Origin of the sequence: Streptomyces sp. NPDC101194, assembly GCF_044767885.1 — a bacterium.
Lineage (GTDB): Bacteria > Actinomycetota > Actinomycetes > Streptomycetales > Streptomycetaceae > Streptomyces.
Map to the genome: position 1 here is coordinate 39648 of NZ_JBIWOS010000004.1, position 18054 is coordinate 57701.

The 18054-nt window shown below is 69.5% G+C and carries 13 protein-coding genes and 1 tRNA gene; 4 read left to right on the forward strand and 10 right to left on the reverse strand.

From position 1 onward, the window contains the following. The first annotated feature begins 24 nt into the window (after positions 1-24). Both hrpA and ACIRP2_RS16820 read left to right on the forward strand, forming a co-directional pair. Positions 25-3960, forward strand: a complete 3936-nt coding sequence (gene hrpA, locus ACIRP2_RS16815) for an ATP-dependent RNA helicase HrpA (protein ID WP_404250920.1) — start codon at positions 25-27, stop codon at positions 3958-3960. Between the two features lie 115 nt (positions 3961-4075). Continuing rightward, positions 4076-4150: transfer RNA gene (locus ACIRP2_RS16820), tRNA-Asp, on the forward strand. 913 nt (positions 4151-5063) lie between these two features. Here ACIRP2_RS16820 and bldC read toward each other — a convergent pair. Beyond that, on the reverse strand, positions 5064-5270 hold the full coding sequence (gene bldC, locus ACIRP2_RS16825; RefSeq protein WP_003949541.1) for a developmental transcriptional regulator BldC: 207 nt from the start codon (positions 5268-5270) through the stop codon (positions 5064-5066). A 524-nt stretch (positions 5271-5794) separates the two neighbouring features. Beyond that, complete coding sequence (locus ACIRP2_RS16830; RefSeq protein ID WP_404250922.1) at positions 5795-6640, reverse strand: hypothetical protein; 846 nt, start codon at positions 6638-6640, stop codon at positions 5795-5797. Positions 6641-6817: 177 nt separating this feature from the next. Here ACIRP2_RS16830 and ACIRP2_RS16835 point away from each other — a divergent pair, with 177 nt between their 5' ends. Both ACIRP2_RS16835 and ACIRP2_RS16840 read left to right on the forward strand, forming a co-directional pair. Beyond that, positions 6818-7918, forward strand: a complete 1101-nt coding sequence (locus tag ACIRP2_RS16835; RefSeq protein ID WP_404250924.1) for a Leu/Phe/Val dehydrogenase — start codon at positions 6818-6820, stop codon at positions 7916-7918. A 310-nt stretch (positions 7919-8228) separates the two neighbouring features. Next, complete coding sequence (locus tag ACIRP2_RS16840; RefSeq protein WP_351076855.1) at positions 8229-8486, forward strand: DUF3073 domain-containing protein; 258 nt, start codon at positions 8229-8231, stop codon at positions 8484-8486. Positions 8487-8705: 219 nt separating this feature from the next. On the opposite strand, the gene purM is transcribed toward ACIRP2_RS16840, so the two are convergent. The 8 genes from purM to purS form a co-directional block, all read right to left on the reverse strand. Further along, positions 8706-9773, reverse strand: a complete 1068-nt coding sequence (gene purM, locus ACIRP2_RS16845; protein ID WP_404250926.1) for a phosphoribosylformylglycinamidine cyclo-ligase — start codon at positions 9771-9773, stop codon at positions 8706-8708. Positions 9774-9833: 60 nt separating this feature from the next. Continuing rightward, positions 9834-11360, reverse strand: a complete 1527-nt coding sequence (gene purF / locus ACIRP2_RS16850) for an amidophosphoribosyltransferase (RefSeq protein WP_404250928.1) — start codon at positions 11358-11360, stop codon at positions 9834-9836. 561 nt (positions 11361-11921) lie between these two features. After that, complete coding sequence (locus tag ACIRP2_RS16855; RefSeq protein WP_404250930.1) at positions 11922-12752, reverse strand: META domain-containing protein; 831 nt, start codon at positions 12750-12752, stop codon at positions 11922-11924. 37 nt (positions 12753-12789) lie between these two features. Next, positions 12790-13590: a sterol carrier family protein gene (locus ACIRP2_RS16860; protein ID WP_404250932.1), complete on the reverse strand. Its 801-nt coding sequence runs from the start codon at positions 13588-13590 to the stop codon at positions 12790-12792. 35 nt (positions 13591-13625) lie between these two features. After that, complete coding sequence (locus tag ACIRP2_RS16865) at positions 13626-14264, reverse strand: TetR/AcrR family transcriptional regulator (RefSeq protein WP_404250934.1); 639 nt, start codon at positions 14262-14264, stop codon at positions 13626-13628. Positions 14265-14742: 478 nt separating this feature from the next. Next, the gene (gene purL, locus ACIRP2_RS16870) at positions 14743-16992 is read right to left on the reverse strand and encodes a phosphoribosylformylglycinamidine synthase subunit PurL (RefSeq protein WP_404250936.1); all 2250 of its coding nucleotides are present in this window, start codon (positions 16990-16992) and stop codon (positions 14743-14745) included. Next, positions 16989-17669: a phosphoribosylformylglycinamidine synthase subunit PurQ gene (gene purQ / locus ACIRP2_RS16875; RefSeq protein ID WP_376218388.1), complete on the reverse strand. Its 681-nt coding sequence runs from the start codon at positions 17667-17669 to the stop codon at positions 16989-16991. Before purQ ends, purL begins: the two co-directional genes overlap by 4 nt. Next, entirely contained in the window at positions 17666-17926 is a 261-nt protein-coding gene (gene purS / locus ACIRP2_RS16880) for a phosphoribosylformylglycinamidine synthase subunit PurS (protein WP_351076841.1), read from the reverse strand. Before purS ends, purQ begins: the two co-directional genes overlap by 4 nt. Positions 17927-18054 lie beyond the last annotated feature (128 nt).

The window sequence follows — 18054 nt, forward strand, 5'->3', positions numbered from 1 at the left end:
CCCGGGTGAGATCCTGGGACCCGTATGTCTACTTCCTTCGCTGATCTCCAGAACCGGTTCGAAGAGCTCTCGCTCCGCGATGCGCACCGGCTCGGCCGCCGTCTCGAAGGGGCGCGCCGCATCCGCAAGCCCGAGGCCCGGCAGTCCGTGCTGGACGAGATCGCCGCCGAGGCCGGAAAGGCGGCCGAGCGGCTCGCGCTGCGTGCCGGGCGGCTGCCCGCCGTCTCCTACCCGGAACAGCTCCCGGTCAGTCAGAAGAAGGACGAGATCCTGGAGGCGATACGCGACCACCAGGTCGTGATCGTCGCCGGGGAGACCGGCTCCGGCAAGACCACGCAGATCCCGAAGATCTGCATGGAGCTGGGGCGCGGTGTCCGGGGCATGATCGGGCACACCCAGCCGCGCCGGATCGCGGCCCGCACGGTCGCCGAGCGCGTCGCCGACGAGCTGAAGACCCCGCTGGGCGAGGCGGTGGGCTGGAAGGTCCGCTTCACCGACCAGGTGAACCCCGACGCGACGTTCGTCAAGCTGATGACGGACGGCATCCTGCTCGCCGAGATCCAGACGGACCGCGAGCTGCGCGCGTACGACACGATCATCATCGACGAGGCCCACGAGCGGTCGCTGAACATCGACTTCCTGCTCGGCTACCTGGCCAGGCTGCTGCCCAGGCGCCCGGATCTGAAGGTCGTCATCACGTCGGCGACGATCGACCCCGAGCGGTTCGCACGCCACTTCGGCGAGGCGCCGATCGTCGAGGTCAGCGGGCGTACGTACCCGGTGGAGGTGCGCTACCGTCCGCTCCTCGAAGAGGAGGGCGACGACGCCGACCGGGACCAGATCACCGCGATCTGCGACGCCGTCGACGAGCTCCAGTCGGAGGGGCCCGGCGATGTCCTGGTCTTCCTCTCCGGCGAGCGCGAGATCCGTGACACCGCGGACGCGCTGAACAAGAAGAACCTCCGCCACACCGAGGTGCTCCCGCTCTACGCCCGTCTCTCGCACGCCGAGCAGCACCGTGTCTTCCAGCGCCACACGGGGCGCAGGATCGTGTTGGCGACGAACGTCGCCGAGACCTCGCTGACCGTCCCGGGCATCAAGTACGTGATCGACCCGGGAAACGCCCGGATCTCCCGCTACAGCCACCGCACCAAAGTCCAGCGGCTGCCGATCGAGCGGATCTCGCAGGCCAGTGCCAACCAGCGCAAGGGCCGCTGCGGCCGTACGTCGGACGGCATCTGCATCCGGCTGTACTCCGAGGACGACTTCCTGACCCGTCCGGAGTTCACCGACCCCGAGATCCTGCGTACGAACCTCGCCTCCGTCATCCTCCAGATGACCGCGGCCGGCCTCGGCGACATCGAGAAGTTCCCCTTCATCGACCCGCCGGACCACCGCAACATCCGCGACGGCATCCAGCTCCTCCAGGAGCTCGGCGCGCTCGATCTGGAGGAGAAGTCCTCCGGGGAGGGGAAGAGGGGGCAGCGGCTCACCCAGCTCGGCCGGAAACTCTCCCAGCTGCCCGTCGACCCGCGTCTGGCCCGCATGGTCATCGAGGCCGAGCGCAACGGCTGTGTCCGCGAGGTCATGGTGATCGCCTCGGCACTCTCCATCCAGGACCCGCGCGAGCGGCCGTCGGACAAGCAGACGCAGGCCGATCAGCAGCACGCCCGCTTCAAGGACGAGACCTCCGACTTCCTGGCGTTCCTGAATCTGTGGCGGTACATCCGTGAGCAGCAGAAGGAACGCGGCTCGTCCAGCTTCCGCCGGATGTGCAAGCAGGAGTACCTGAACTTCCTGCGCATCCGCGAATGGCAGGACATCTACGCGCAGCTGCGTACCGTCGCCAAGCAGATGGGAATCCACCTCAACGAGGAGGACGCGCCGGAGCAGTCGGTGCACACCTCGCTGCTGGCCGGACTGCTCTCGCACATCGGCCTGAAGGACACCGAGAAGAACGAGTACCTGGGCGCCCGCAGCGCCAAGTTCGCGATCTTCCCCGGATCGGCGCTCTTCAAGAAGCAGCCGCGGTTCGTGATGTCGGCCGAACTGGTCGAGACGTCCCGGCTGTGGGCCCGGGTCAACGCCAAGGTCGAACCGGAGTGGATCGAGCCGCTGGCCCAGCATCTGCTGAAGCGCACCTACAGCGAGCCGCACTGGGAGAAGGACCAGGCCGCGGTGATGGCCTACGAGCGGGTCACGCTGTACGGAGTGCCGATCGTCGCCCAGCGCAAGATCAATTTCGGCCGTATCGACGCGGAGACGTCCCGGGACCTGTTCATCCGCAACGCCCTGGTCGAGGGCGACTGGCGGACGCACCACCAGTTCTTCCACGACAACCGCAAACTCCTCGGCGAGGTCGAGGAACTGGAGCACCGCGCCCGGCGCCGCGACATCCTCGTGGACGACGAGACGCTCTTCGACTTCTACGACCAGCGCATCCCCGAGCACGTGGTCTCCGGCGCCCACTTCGACTCCTGGTGGAAGCACAAGCGCCGGGACGAGCCGGACGCGCTGGACTTCGAGCGCTCGATGCTCATCAACGAGAAGGCCGGGGCCGTCACCAAGGACGACTACCCCGACTCCTGGCGGCAGGGGAAGCTCAAGTTCCGGGTGACGTACCAGTTCGAGCCCGGCGCGGACGCCGACGGTGTGACCGTCCACGTCCCTCTCCAGGTGCTCAACCAGGTCACCCCCGAGGGCTTCGACTGGCAGATCCCGGGGCTGCGCGAGGAAGTGGTCACCGAGCTGATCCGCTCGCTGCCCAAGCCGATCCGCCGGCACTACGTGCCCGCGCCGAACTACGCGGACAAGTTCCTCGACCGGGCCGTACCGCTCCAGGAGCCGCTGCCCGTCACGCTGGCCCGGGAACTCCAGCGGATGGTCGGCGTCCCGGTCACGGCCGACGACTTCGACCTGACCCGGGTCCCCGACCACCTGAAGATCACTTTCCGGATCGTCGACGAGCGGCGCCGCAAGGTGGCCGAGGACAAGGACCTGGAGGCGTTGAAGCTCCAGCTGCGCCCCAAGGCCCGCCAGGCCCTCTCCAAGGCCGCCGCGGCTACCGCGGGGCCCTCGGGCGAGTCCATCGAGCGCTCGGGCCTCACGGACTGGACGATCGGGACGCTGAACCGGGTCTTCGAGACCCGTCGGGTCGGCCAGCCGGTCAAGGCGTACCCGGCCCTCGTCGACCAGGGCGAGAGCGTCGCCGTCCGGCTCTTCGACACCGAGGCCGAGCAGCAGCAGGCGATGTGGCTCGGCACCCGGAAGCTGATCCTGCTGAACATCCCGGTGAACCCGGCGAAGTTCGCCTCGGACAAGCTGACGAACCAGCAGAAGCTGGCTCTGTCCCGCAATCCGCACGGCTCCATCCAGGCGCTCTTCGAGGACTGTGCGACGGCGGCCGCCGACCGGCTGATCGGCGCGCACGGGGGCCCGGCCTGGGACGAGGAGTCGTTCCGCAAGCTGTTCGACAAGGTGCGCGCCGACCTCGTCGCGCTGACCGAGCACACGGTCAAGCAGGTGCAGCAGGTGCTGGCCGCCTGGCAGGCCTGCGAGCGGCGCCTGAAGGCCACCAACAGCCTCGTCCTGGTCGACAACGTCACCGACGCACGGGACCAGCTCGCGGCCCTGGTGCCGCCGGGCTTCGTCACGTCGACCGGGCTGCGCAGACTGCCCGACCTGATGCGCTATCTGGTCGCCGTGGACCGCCGGCTCCAGCAGATGCCGACGGCCGTCCAGCGTGACACCACGCGCATGGAGAAGGTCCACGAGATGCAGGACGAGTACGCCTGGCTGCTCGAACAGATGCCACGGGGCAGGCCCGTTCCCCAGGAGGTCCTGGACATCCGCTGGATGATCGAGGAGCTCCGGGTCAGCTATTTCGCGCACGCCCTGGGAACGGCCTATCCCGTCTCCGACAAGCGGATCGTGAAGGCGATCGACGCGGCGGCGCCGTGAGACGGGCAGGATCGGCGCCGTCACGGAGTCACCACCCTGGGTGAGGTCGACCGGACCCTCTGACCTGCTGTACAGTCTGTCTTCGCAGCCAGCCGCAAGGCAGCAGCGAAAACCTGGTCCTGTGGAGCAGTTTGGAGTGCTCGCCACCCTGTCAAGGTGGAGGCCGCGGGTTCAAATCCCGTCAGGACCGCAGTGAAGAAAGCCCGGATCCCCTGGATCCGGGCTTTCGCGCGTCTTGACTCCGACAACCGCCGACGAGTAGTCAGACAGCAGGAGCCGCTCCTGTTCCTCGGCCCGGGGCGGCGGTCCACCGGGAGGTGGCACGCATGACGACGGCCCACCGGGAGGTGGCGCACAGGGCGGCACTCGTCGGACGCGGGACCGGCACGCTCCCGCACGCCCGTCCGGCCGCCGCATCCGGCTTCCGCCGGCCCACTCGCCGCCCACCAGCCGGCCACCGGCCCCCAGAGTCCGCCATCGGGCCCGTGACGGCCTCCGGGGCCACTCCCCCGCCCGAAACCGCCGACCGCGCTCACGGGGCGCCGGAAGGCCCCTTCGAGCCCCGGGACGAAAGCCCCCGCGCGGGTGCCCCACGGCGAGCCGTCCAGCTCCACGAAGACGACGAGCTCGCACCTGGCAAGACTCATGCGATGTGACGGGAGTCACTGAACGAGTTTTGAGAAGGGGTGACCTTACGCCCTTCCTACAACTGGCGAATTTAATATGTGCAATTGCACCACCTGGACGGGAGTCGCACGGACCTTCCGAACCGTCACGGCCCGGCTTCCCCGGGGCGGTCGGGAACAGTCCCGCACAGACCCGCGCAAGCCCGCACGCCACTGCGCCCGGAGCCAACCGGACGCCCGGTTTCCCGAGACGTCGGAGCAGTCGCGGGCGGCACGCGTGGGAAGCTCTCCCGAAGGCGCGAGAGCACAAAAAAGATCGCGCTGGACCCGGCGGAGTCCAGCGCGATCGAATGACGTGCCCGTATGACACAGGTATGGCGCCCGTTGGGGCGGACGCCCGTCATGTGGAGCTATGGGTGGGCCTGTACGGGTAGGGGGACCCGGAAGCCCTGTTGTGGCGCGGCGACAGGGGGTGTGTCAGGCCTCGCTGCGCTGCTGCGGAATACCCGCAAGCAGTGCGCGGACCTCTGCCTCGCGGTACCGGCGGTGTCCACCGAGCGTGCGGATGGACGTGAGCTTGCCGGCCTTGGCCCAGCGGGTAACCGTCTTCGGGTCCACGCGGAACATCGTGGCGACCTCAGCCGGGGTCAGCAGCGGCTCGGCATCAGGGGTGCGAGCGGTCATGAGCGGCCTCCTCGGGAGAACCGAACCATCTCGGTTCTTTCCTCTAAATTCTGCACCTTGACCCACGTTGCCCGAAATGGCGGACGCGGGCCGAGTCGGTTATAGGACGAACGGCTTGTCCTCGGCACTACAACTACACCATCCGTCCAGCCACGTCGGCCAAACCGATGGAATTGCCCTCCCAGGTGTTCATCAGCGACGGAAGCCGATGGACCATGCCATAGCGGACAGTCACACCACCGTGACGATCAGTCACAGAGCGATCAGGAGTCACCAGACCCCCCATAGCGTGCAATGCTGAGCAATCCGCCCCTAGTTGGACGGATGGAGCCCTCCCCGGACTCCTTGTCCTATTTTGGCACGAGGAGTAGGGAAGGGCGCAAGGGCCCCGTTAGTGCTATCCATCACGCTTGAGGCAAAGGCCCGGTTCGGGACGTAGGTCCTAAGACCTCTGGGGGTACGCTTCCGCCTCTCCATCCTCACGCGTCACACAGGACGCCGGGGCGGACTCGGACCAGAGCCCCTCAGTTGGCGAACTGACGGTCCCTCACCGCCCGCCAGCGCTCCGCCAGCCGTCCGTACGCCCCACTCGCCCCTTCGGTGTCACCGGCCCGCAGCGCCGCGACGCCCTCGGCCACATCGGCGGCCGAGCGGTCCCCGGCGAGCTGCTCCGCCGGCAGCGCGTGCACCAGCCCCGCGTAGTCCAGTTCGACCAGTGCCCGCGGGTGGAACTCCTCCAGCCAGCGCCCCACGTCCACGAGCCCCTCGGTCAGCGTTCCTTCGTCCACGGTCTCGCGTAGCGTCTTCAGCGTCCGGGCCAGCCGGCGCCGGGCCTCGACCATCGGCGTCCGGTAGCGCAGCACGGGCGGCTCGCCGTCCTCGCCCGCCTTCGTGTACTCCCTCTCCTCGTCCGAGAAGAGCACGAACCAGCGCACCGGGACCTGCCACACCGAGCTGAGGATCCAGGGCCTGGCGTCCGGATTCCGCGCCGCCCACCGCTCGTGGTCCGCGACCGCCTGCACCCGCACCACCGGCGGCAGCACCGCGTCGAGCACCGGCCCGGGGAACATCTCCGTCAGCTCGGCCAGCGCCAGCCAGCCGCGCAGCCTGGTGCGCCACGGGCAGACGCACACCACGCCGTCCACCTCCGCGACGAACGCGTCCGCGCTCTCGTGCACCGGCACGCCGACCGGCGGTGTGGCCACCAGGTCGGCCAGCGAACGACGCAATTCGTCCTGGGCCGTGGGGATGCGCGAGCGGCGCGCGTAGCGGGCCCAGTGGGTGCGCTCGGGCTCCGGGAAGGCTGCCAGCGGCTCGTACACCCGAAGGTAGGACGCGTAAGGGACGAGCATTGAAGACACCACCGACATGCAGCAAATCGTGTCATGCCCGTACTCCGCCGGGGGGTGATCCTCGGCACTGCAACAGATCTACGTCCGCGTAGGACTTACGCTCTTGCCCTAGTCGGACCGGCCGTGCCGGCCGGTCCACGGCCCTCCCCACCTTCAGGAGGGTCTCCCGCCGCTTCGTACTTGGGAGTCACCACAGTGACCGATGTGACCGGCGCGCCTGGCGATGTACTGCACACCCTGTTCCGCTCGGATCAGGGGGGCCACGAGCAAGTCGTGCTCTGCCAGGACCGTGCCAGCGGCCTCAAGGCCGTCATCGCCATCCACTCCACCGCCCTGGGCCCTGCCCTCGGCGGCACCCGCTTCTATCCGTACGCCTCCGAGGAGGAGGCCGTCGCGGACGCGCTGAACCTGTCGCGCGGTATGTCGTACAAGAACGCCATGGCCGGTCTCGACCACGGCGGCGGCAAGGCCGTGATCATCGGGGACTCCGCGCAGATCGAGGGCCCCCAGCGGACGGCGCTGCTCCTGGCCTACGGCCGGTTCGTGGCCTCGCTCGGCGGCCGCTACGTGACGGCGTGCGACGTCGGCACCTACGTCGCCGACATGGACGTGGTCGCCCGCGAGTGCCGCTGGACCACCGGCCGCTCCCCCGAGAACGGCGGCGCCGGCGACTCCTCGGTCCTCACCGCGTTCGGCGTCTTCCAGGGCATGCGGGCCTCCGCACAGCACCTCTGGGGCGACCCGACGCTGCGTGGCCGAAAAGTGGCGGTCGCCGGTGTCGGCAAGGTGGGCCATCACCTGGTCGAGCACCTGCTCTCGGACGGCGCGGAGGTCGTGATCACGGATGTGCGCGAGGAATCCGTCCGCCGCATCACCGAGAAGCACCCCCAGATCGCCGTCGCCGCCGACACCGGGGCGCTGATCCGCACCGAAGGGCTCGACATCTACGCCCCGTGCGCGCTCGGCGGCGCGCTGAACGACGACACCGTTCCGGCGCTCACCGCCAAGGTGGTGTGCGGCGCGGCCAACAACCAGCTCGCGCACCCCGGCGTCGAGAAGGACCTCGCGGACCGGTCGATCCTCTACGCGCCCGACTACGTGGTGAACGCGGGCGGTGTCATCCAGGTCGCCGACGAGCTGCACGGGTTCGACTTCGACCGGTGCAAGGCGAAGGCCTCGAAGATCTTCGACACCACGTTGGCGATATTCGCACGTGCGAAGGACGATGGCATTCCGCCGGCCGCCGCGGCCGACCGTATCGCCGAGCAGCGCATGGCCGAAGCCCGCCGCGCCTGACGGTCGCGGGGCGTCACCGGACGCCTTCACCACGCATGGCCACCGACCCGCCGACCGGCGAGACAAGACTCACGCCGGTCGGCGGGTCGCATGCCAAGAAGAGGTTAAAATCGCAGTTGACCAGCGAGGACGGGGCGTCTCGCCGGTCCTCTTCCGGGGCGTGTGACGCGGGCGGCGTACCGTATGGTCGCGGAAGCAGGTACCGTTAAAGCCCTACGGGCACGGTCTCTCTGCCGAGAGTCCGTCCTGAAACATGAACGCGTGTCAAGACTCTGGGGCCGTCGAGCCCCGTCACCGAGGGGGTCGAGCCATGGGGCGCGGCCGGGCAAAGGCCAAGCAGACAAAGGTCGCCCGCCAGCTGAAGTACAGCAGCGGCGGGACTGACCTGTCGCGTCTGGCCAATGAGCTGGGCGCATCGCCTTCGAGTCAGCCACCGAACGCAGAGCCGTTCGAGGACGATGACGAGGAAGATGACCCGTACGCACAGTACGCGGATCTGTACAACGACGATGAGGACGAGGACGAGGACGGCAAGTCCGGTCCGTCGTCACAGCGCCGCGGCGCTTGACCTCGCGCTGACACATCAACCCGGTCCGGGCCTGTCCCGGACCGGGTTCTGTGCTACCCCGACGCGGTCCGTTCGCCGTGCGGAACCCGTCGTCCTCGACGGCGTCCTCGACTGCCGGGCGGACCGAATCCCGTCGCACACCGCGCGACAGGCCCCGGCCCGGCCGGCGATCGAGGACGAAGCGGCCACCGGGCGTCCCCGGTGGACCCGTTTCCGTGCCTATCGCGCGTACCCGCCGACGAGCTCCGCACCCGAGGTGCGCTCGCCGCGTTCCGTGATCTCGCCCGCGACCCAGGACTCGACCCCGCGGTCGGCCAGCGTCGTCAGGGCGGCGTCCACGGACTCGGCCGGGACGATCGCGATCATGCCGACGCCCATGTTCAGCGTCTTCTCCAGCTCCAGCTGCTCGACCTGACCGGCCTTGCCGACCAGGTCGAAGACCGCGCCGGGCGTCCAGGTGGAGCGGTCGACCCTGGCGTGCAGCCCGTCCGGGATGACCCGGGCCAGGTTGTTGGCGAGGCCGCCTCCGGTGACATGGCTGAAGCCGTGCACCTCGGTCGTACGGGTGAGAGCCAGGCAGTCCAGCGAGTAGATCTTGGTGGGCTCTAGGAGCTCCTCGCCGAGCGTCCGGCCGAACTCCTCGACCTGGCGGTCGAGCTCCCAGCCGGCCCGGTCGAAGACCACGTGCCGGACGAGCGAGTACCCGTTGGAGTGAAGACCGGAGGACGCCATGGCGATCACCACGTCACCCTTACGGATACGTTCCGGGCCGAGCAGGTGGTCCGCCTCGACCACGCCCGTACCGGCGCCCGCGACATCGAAGTCGTCCGGACCGAGGAGGCCCGGATGCTCGGCGGTCTCGCCGCCGACCAGGGCGCAGCCCGCGAGGACGCAGCCCTCGGCGATGCCCTTGACGATGGCCGCGACACGCTCGGGGTGCACCTTGCCGACGCAGATGTAGTCGGTCATGAAGAGCGGCTCGGCGCCGCAGACGACCAGGTCGTCGACGACCATGCCGACGAGGTCGTGGCCGATGGTGTCGTAGACGCCCATCTTGCGGGCGAGGTCGACCTTCGTGCCGACACCGTCGGTGGCCGAGGCGAGCAGCGGACGCTCGTAACGCTTGAGGGCCGAGGCGTCGAAGAGGCCGGCGAAACCGCCGAGGCCGCCGAGGACCTCGGGACGGCGCGTCTTCTTCACCCACTCCTTCATCAGCTCGACGGCGCGGTCGCCGGCCTCGATGTCGACGCCCGCTGCCGCGTAGGAAGCACCTGTTGTCTCAGACATTGCCTGGGATCTTTCGTGTGGAAATACGGGGCTGGTGGCCAGAGGGATACGGCGGGACCGTCACGGACGACGCAGCGCGTCGGACGCGGCGGTCGCCGCGGGGCCTGCCGCCAGCTCGGTCTCCAGCAGCTGCTTGCCGAGCAGCTCCGGGTCCGGCAGCTCCATCGGGTACTCGCCGTCGAAGCAGGCGCGGCACAGGTTCGGCTTGGCGATCGTCGTCGCCTCGACCATCGCGTCGAGCGAGATGTACGCGAGCGAGTCGGCCCCCATCGACGTGGAGATCTCGTCGACCGTCATGCCGTTGGCGATCAGCTCGGCGCGGGTCGCGAAGTCGATGCCGAAGAAACAGGGCCACTTCACCGGCGGGGACGAGATCCGGATGTGGATCTCGGCGGCGCCTGCCTCACGGAGCATCCGGACCAGTGCGCGCTGGGTGTTGCCGCGGACGATCGAGTCGTCGACGACCACCAGGCGCTTGCCCTTGATGACTTCCTTGAGCGGGTTCAGCTTGAGGCGGATGCCCAGCTGGCGAATGGTCTGGGACGGCTGGATGAAGGTCCGGCCGACGTAGGCGTTCTTCACCAGTCCGGCGCCGAACGGAATGCCGCTCGCCTCCGCGTAGCCGATGGCGGCGGGGGTGCCGGACTCCGGGGTCGCTATGACCAGATCGGCCTCGACGGGGGCCTCGGCGGCCAGCTTGCGTCCCATCTCCACCCGGGAGAGGTAGACGTTGCGCCCGGCGATGTCGGTGTCGGGCCGGGCCAGGTACACGTACTCGAAGACACAGCCCTTGGGCTTCGCTTCCGCGAAGCGCGAGGTGCGCAGGCCGTTCTCGTCGATGGCGACGAGCTCGCCCGGCTCGATCTCGCGGACGAAGCTGGCACCGCAGATGTCCAGGGCGGCGGACTCGGAGGCCACCACCCAGCCACGCTCGAGACGGCCGAGAACCAGCGGGCGGATGCCCTGCGGGTCACGGGCGGCGTAGAGGGTGTGCTCGTCCATGAAGACGAGGGAGAAGGCGCCCCTCACATCGGGGAGCACCTTCGCGGCGGCTTCCTCGATGGTGAGCGGCTTGCCGTCCTCATCGGTCTGGCCGGCGAGCAGCGCGGTCACCAGATCGGTGTCGTTCGTCGCGGCGACCTGGGTGGCGCGGCCGTCCTTGCGGGGAAGGTCGGCGACCATCTCGGCGAGCTGGGCCGTATTGACCAGGTTGCCGTTGTGACCCAGGGCGATCGAGCCGTGCGCGGTCGCACGGAACGTCGGCTGCGCGTTCTCCCACACCGAGGCACCGGTGGTCGAGTAGCGGGCATGACCGACCGCGATATGGCCCTGGAGAGATCCCAGAGACGTTTCGTCGAAGACCTGCGAGACCAGTCCCATGTCCTTGAAGACCAGGATCTGGGACCCGTTGCTCACTGCGATGCCCGCGGACTCCTGTCCACGGTGCTGCAGGGCATACAGTCCGAAATAGGTGAGCTTGGCGACCTCTTCGCCCGGAGCCCAGACACCGAAGACGCCGCAAGCGTCCTGGGGGCCTTTCTCTCCGGGGAGCAGGTCGTGGTTGAGTCGTCCATCACCACGGGGCACGCCACCGAGTGTAGGCGAGATCGACCACTGGTCCGAATTCGGGATACCGGGCCGGAGCACCGGGGAAGCGCTCCCAGAGGCTGCCCGGAGGCCGCTCCGGGCGATCACTCGGAGTGACCATTTCCGGGATGCGGCGAGGTTCGGGACGGGGTACCGGACGTCCTCGGGGCGGCGGTCGCCCGGACCAGCGGCCGGTCGACGGCTGAATCCGGCCACTCGGGGCGCGGAGGCCCGAATGGCCGGATGGTGGCGCTCGGTGAACCGGTCGGCGCTCCGGCGCGGAGACCGGCCGAACGCCCGTTTCGTGGTGAGCCTCACATCGGCGAGCCCGGTATGCGGCATCTCGGGAGCGTGGACGATGCGGTGCCGGGCCGTGGACGCGGCGCGGGAGCCCTGCGGGTCGCGGGGGCGCCGTCCGTCACCGTGCCTGATTCCGTCGCCGTGCCCCCGGCCGCCGTCGCTTCCCGGCTTCCCGCCCGACCCCCCGGAACGGTTCGGGCGGCAGGGTCTCCCGGGAGCGGACGGACGCCGAGCCGCTGCCGTGCCCGACGCGTTCCCGCGTCAGCCCGCCGTCCCCCTCGTCTCCCCGGTGCGGGTCTTCTCCGTGGCCGACGCGCCGAGCCCCTCGCCGTTCTCCGCGGTGAGGGACAGACTGCGGTGGTCGATCCGGTACGTCGTCTTCCCGTCCAGGACCGCGAGCACGGCCCGCTCCAGCTTCATCCGGGGGTCCGGGCACATCATCTTGGTGCTGTCGACGCTGTCGAACGTGATGGTGGAGCCGGAGACCGTCCCGTGGCCGCGAAAGCCGTTGCAGCCGAAACTGCCCTGCACGGAGCCGTCCTCGCCGAAGACGATCCATGCCTTGCCCTCCGCGCCCGCGGGCAGGGAGGAGGCGACGGAGCCGGAGACCAGTGCGGTCACCGTCCAGGTGGTGCCGGTGAGCGGCGCGGGAGGTTGCGAGGTGAGCGCGATCGAGTCGCCGTCGGCGGAGGTCAGGGTCAGTTTCCGATCCGCCACGGCGGCGGTGAGTTCGCCGCTGAACGCGCGGGACATGACCGTCTCGAACCGCTGGACATCCTTCTCGCAGCCCCTTTCGGTGCTCGTGGCCGGGCCGACGGTGAATGTCTCCCCTTCGACGCGGACATCGGCGGTGAAGAGGTTGCAGCCGTAGTTCCCGGAGGCCCGCCCCTTGGCGTCGATCTCGACATGGGCGTCGGCCGGGGCGGCGGTCCGTTTCCCGTCCACCGTCACCGAGTCGACGCCCCAGCGGATGCCGGTGACGGGCAGTTCGGTCCGCACGGCACCGCCGGAACCGGCCCCCGTCTCCGTACCGCAGGAGGTGAGGGCGAGAAGGGACACCAGGACACCGAGGGCCGCACGTCGTCTCCGCATGGCCCTGGGACGGCCCCGGCCCCCGCCCGGTTCCCCCTCAGCCCATCAGCGGCAGCAGGGCCGCGAGGTCGGCCCGCTCCCCGCTGGCGCCGACCTTCGCCGCGTCGAGCGCCTGCGCCCACCCCGTACGCCCGGTGGCGAGCCGGATCCAGGTGAGCGGATCGGTCTCGACGACATTGGGCGGTGTGCCGCGGGTGTGTTTGGGGCCCTGGACGCACTGCACGACGGCGAACGGCGGAACACGCACCTCGACCGAACCGCCCGGCGCCCTCTCCGCGAGGGCGTCGGCGAGCAGCCGGGTGCAGGCGGCGAGGGCCTGCCGGTCGTACGGGACGGCCAGGCCGGCCGCCTCGTTCAGGTCGTCGGTGTGCACGACGAGTTCGACGGTACGGGTGACCAGGAAGTCGGCCAGCCGCATCGCACCGACCCGGGTCGGCAGCAGCCGCTCCCCGGGGTCGACGGGCACCAGCGCCTCGAACCGCCCCGCGACCTCGCCGTACAGCGCGCCCAGGTCCGGATGGTCCGCGGCCGCGGCCGTGGTGTCCTCGGCGATGCGGGCAGCCCGGTCGGCGGTCGAGAACGGCCATTCGAGGAGCGTCAGGTCGGGCTTGGGCGACGCCGGTTCGGGCAGCTCGAGACCATGGGTGACGCGCGAGAGCGCCATGGTCAGGTGGACGGCAAGTTCGCGCACGGTCCAGTCCCCGAGCCGGGTCGGCAGCGCGAGCTGTTCGGGCGTCAGGGCGCTTACGGCTTCCCGGACATGGGCGAACTGTGCCAGGACGGCGGCGCGGGTCCTCACCGGGTCGTAGCGGCGGGCTCGTTTCTGGGACGGCGGCATGGTTCAGGAGCCTAAGGGCTGTCGGAGCGGCGGCCTCAGGACCGGGTCGCGAAATCGCCCAGTCCCTTGTCGAGCAGGTCGAAGCCGCGCTCGGCGAGCGCGACGGCGTCCGGCGCGACCGCGTCCGCCGACTCCCCCTCCAGCAGCCGCAACTGGTTCGCGGTGATGAGGGCGTTGCGGGTGCCGATCAGCTGGGCGGCCGCGATCCGGGCGAGGGAGGGCTCCTCCCCCTCCTCGACCAGGGCTTCGGCGAGCAGGGCGTAGGACCGCATGGAGAACGCGTGCGCCCGGACCAGCAGCGCCGGTGTCTCCTGGATCAGCCGACGCACCCCGAGCACCACGGGTGAGTCGCTCATCCCGACCGAGGGGTCACGGGCCTCGACGGCGGCCAGGAACTGACGCCGCACGGCGGCCAGCGCGGACTCTCCGGGGGCCCTCTCCCGTACCACCCGCGCGACATCGTCGATGTGCTCCTCCATGGGAGCGAGGACCAAGTCCTCCTTGCCGGCGAAGTAGTTGAAGACCGTCATCTTCGAGACGTCGGCCGCCTCGGCGATCTCGGCGACCGAGACCTTGTCGAAGCCACGGGCGGCGAAGAGCTCGGTGGCCGCCGCCAGCAGACGGCGCCGCGTCTGGAGCTTCTTGCGCTCGCGCAGGCTCATCCCCTCAGTCATGGCATCACTGTACCAGGATGAAGATTAATCCTGGATTAAATATTGACTGAGTATCTTTTTATGGTGCGACGAGATGCCGCGGCGACCCCGCGCCCGACGGCCCGGGAACGGCCGCCCGCGCCTCCGGTGGTCCCTCGGCCTGCGTTCTCCTCGCCCCGCCGCAGCCGAATGCCCGCCATTCACCGGGGCACCGCCGCCCGGTGGGCCGGGCGCAATTCACGGCCGCTCGCGTCCGCGTCCCGATCGGAACGAGGGACGGAAATACGCCCACCGCCCGCGGGAATTCCCGAAACGCCGGCGTGAACCGGATTCACGGCCGCCCAACGGGCTCCACCGGCCGGAACGAACCGTATCCGCCGCTCGGACGAACCCGGTCGACGGCCCGGACGGAACCGTATCCACGCCCTGGACGACACGGGAACGGCCCCGCCCGGAATCCGAGATCCGGGCGGGGCCGTCCTGCACAGCGACAGTCTCGTCAGGCGAGCAGACCCGGGATGGTCTCCTCGTGCGCCGTGCGCAGCTCGCTCAGCGGGATGCCGAACTCGCCCTGCACCTCGATCTCCTCGCCGTCCACGACACCGATCCGGGTGGCGGGCAGACCCCGCGCCCCGCACATGTCGTTGAAGCGGAGCTCCTCGCTGCGCGGAACGGAGACGACCGCGCGCCCCGCCGACTCGGAGAAGAGGAAGGTGAACGCGTCCAGCCCGTCCGGCACGACCAGCCGGGCACCCTTCCCGCCGCGCAGGCAGGACTCGGTGACCGCCTGGATCAGACCGCCGTCGGAGAGGTCGTGCGCCGCGTCGATCATGCCGTCGCGGGAGGCCGAGATCAGGATCTCGCCCAGCAGCTTCTCCCGGCCCAGGTCCACCTTGGGCGGCATGCCGCCGAGGTGGTTGTGGACGACCTCGGACCAGGCCGAGCCGCCGAACTCCTCGTGCGTGTCGCCCAGCAGGTAGAGGAGCTGGCCCTCTTCCGCGAAGGCGACCGGCGTACGCCGGGTGACATCGTCGATCACGCCGAGCACGGCCACGACGGGCGTCGGGTGGATCGCCGTCTCACCGGTCTGGTTGTACAGCGACACGTTGCCGCCGGTGACCGGGGTGCCCAGCTCCAGGCAGCCGTCCGCGAGACCACGGGTGGCCTCGGCGAACTGCCACATGACGTCCGGGTCCTCGGGCGAACCGAAGTTCAGGCAGTCCGAGATGGCCAGCGGCTTGGCGCCGGAGGCGGCGACATTGCGGTACGACTCCGCCAGCGCGAGCTGTGCACCGGTGTACGGGTCGAGCTTGGCGTACCGGCCGTTGCCGTCGGTCGCCATGGCCACGCCCAGGTTCGACTCCTCGTCGATCCTGACCATGCCGGCGTCCTCGGGCATCGCGAGCACGGTGTTGCCCTGCACGAACCGGTCGTACTGGTCCGTGATCCAGGACTTCGACGCCTGGTTCGGGGACGCGACCAGCTTGAGGACCTGCTCGCGCAGCTCGGCGCCGTTCGCCGGGCGGGCCAGCTTGCCCGCGTCGTCGGCCTGCAGCTCGTCCTGCCAGGACGGGCGGGCGAACGGGCGGTGGTAGGTCGGGCCCTCGTGGGCGACGGACCGCGGCGGCACGTCCACGATCTGCTCGCCGTGCCAGAAGATCTCCAGCTGGGAGCCCTCGGTCACCTCACCGATGACGGTGGCGATGACGTCCCACTTCTCACAGATCTCCAGGAAGCGCCCGACGTGCTGCGGCTCGACGATCGCGCACATGCGCTCCTGGGACTCGCTCATGAGGATTTCCTCGGGCGAGAGGGAGGAGTCGCGCAGCGGCACGGTGTCCAGCTCGACGCGCATGCCACCGGATCCGGCGGAGGCCAGCTCGGACGTGGCGCAGGAGAGCCCGGCGCCGCCGAGGTCCTGGATGCCCGCGACGAGCTTCTCCTTGAAGATCTCCAGGGTGCACTCGATGAGGAGCTTCTCCTGGAACGGGTCGCCGACCTGGACGGCCGGACGCTTCGCCGGGCCGGTCGACTCGAAGGTCTCCGAGGCCAGCACCGAGACGCCGCCGATGCCGTCGCCACCGGTGCGGGCGCCGTACAGGATCACCTTGTTGCCGGAGCCCGAGGCCTTGGCCAGGTGGATGTCCTCGTGCTTCATCACGCCGATGCAGCCGGCGTTGACCAGCGGGTTGCCCTGGTAGCAGGCGTCGAAGACGACCTCGCCGCCGATGTTCGGCAGCCCCAGGCAGTTCCCGTAGCCGCCGATGCCCGCGACGACGCCCGGCAGGACGCGCTTGGTGTCGGGGTGGTCGGCCGCGCCGAAGCGCAGCGGGTCCACGACCGCGACCGGACGGGCGCCCATGGCGAGGATGTCGCGGACGATGCCGCCGACGCCGGTCGCCGCGCCCTGATAGGGCTCGATGTACGAGGGGTGGTTGTGCGACTCGACCTTGAAGGTGACCGCGTACCCCTGACCGACGTCGACCACACCGGCGTTCTCGCCGATGCCGACGAGCATCGCGTCGTTGGCGGGGACCTTCTCGCCGAACTGCTTGAGGTGGACCTTGCTGCTCTTGTACGAGCAGTGCTCGGACCACATCACGGAGTACATGGCGAGCTCGGCGCCGGTGGGACGGCGGCCCAGGATCTCGCGGATCCGCGCGTACTCGTCCTCCTTGAGGCCGAGCTCCTTCCAGGGCTGCTCGACGTCCGGGGTCTCGGCCGCGTGCTTGACCGTATCCAGGCTCATGCGTTGACCAGCTTCTTGATGATCGAGGTGAAGAAACCGAGGCCGTCGGTGCGACCGGTTCCGATCAGCGGCTCGACGGCGTGCTCCGGGTGCGGCATCAGGCCGACGACGTTGCCCGCGGCGTTGGTGATGCCGGCGATGTCGCGCAGCGAGCCGTTGGGGTTCCTGTCCAGGTAACGGAAGGCGACCCGGCCCTCCGCCTCCAGCTCGTCGAGCACGCGCTCGTCGGCGACGTAACGCCCGTCCATGTTCTTGAGCGGTACGGAGATCTCCTGGCCCGCGGAGTAGTCCGAGGTCCAGGCGGTGTCCGCGTTCTCGACGCGCAGCTTCTGATCGCGGCAGATGAAGTGCAGGTGGTTGTTGCGCAGCATCGCGCCGGGCAGCAGATGCGCCTCGGTCAGGATCTGGAAGCCGTTGCAGATGCCGAGGACCGGCATCCCCGCCCGCGCGTTCTCGATGATCGTCTCCATGACCGGCGAGAAGCGGGAGATGGCTCCGGCCCGCAGATAGTCGCCGTAGGAGAAGCCGCCCGCCAGGATGACCGCGTCGACCTGGTGCAGGTCCTTGTCGCGGTGCCACAGCGATACGGGTTCGGCACCCGCGACCCGTACGGCCCGCAGGCTGTCCTTGTCGTCGAGCGTGCCGGGAAAGGTGACGACTCCGATACGAGAAGTCACTTCGACTCCTCGGCCTTCTCCACCCTCACGGTGAAGTCCTCGATGACGGTGTTGGCGAGGAAAGTCTCGGCCATCTCGTGAATGCGGCCGAGGGCGGCGTCGTCGACCGGCCCCTCGACCTCCAGCTCGAAACGCTTTCCCTGACGTACGTCCGCGATTCCCTCGAAGCCGAGACGGGGCAGTGCACGCTGCACCGCCTGTCCCTGCGGGTCGAGGATCTCGGGCTTGAGCATGACGTCGACTACGACGCGTGCCACTGGCACTCCCGGTGGTGGTGTGGTGCGGCTGTTTCTCCGGGGGGCTCCCCAGACCCCCGCAGGTTCCCTCAGCCTACCTGGCCAGAAATTCTACGCGGGTAGATATCGGACGCCCCCGATCACGCCCA

Coding starts and splice junctions, on each gene's coding strand:
- hrpA (WP_404250920.1), top strand. CDS start 25: ATGTCTACTTCCTTCGCTGATCTCCAGAACCGGTTCGAAGAGCTCTCG.
- ACIRP2_RS16830 (WP_404250922.1), bottom strand. CDS start 6,640: ATGTCGGTGGTGTCTTCAATGCTCGTCCCTTACGCGTCCTACCTTCGG.
- ACIRP2_RS16840 (WP_351076855.1), top strand. CDS start 8,229: ATGGGGCGCGGCCGGGCAAAGGCCAAGCAGACAAAGGTCGCCCGCCAG.
- ACIRP2_RS16855 (WP_404250930.1), bottom strand. CDS start 12,752: ATGCGGAGACGACGTGCGGCCCTCGGTGTCCTGGTGTCCCTTCTCGCC.
- ACIRP2_RS16865 (WP_404250934.1), bottom strand. CDS start 14,264: ATGACTGAGGGGATGAGCCTGCGCGAGCGCAAGAAGCTCCAGACGCGG.
- purM (WP_404250926.1), bottom strand. CDS start 9,773: ATGTCTGAGACAACAGGTGCTTCCTACGCGGCAGCGGGCGTCGACATC.
- bldC (WP_003949541.1), bottom strand. CDS start 5,270: ATGACCGCTCGCACCCCTGATGCCGAGCCGCTGCTGACCCCGGCTGAG.
- purL (WP_404250936.1), bottom strand. CDS start 16,992: ATGAGCCTGGATACGGTCAAGCACGCGGCCGAGACCCCGGACGTCGAG.
- ACIRP2_RS16860 (WP_404250932.1), bottom strand. CDS start 13,590: ATGCCGCCGTCCCAGAAACGAGCCCGCCGCTACGACCCGGTGAGGACC.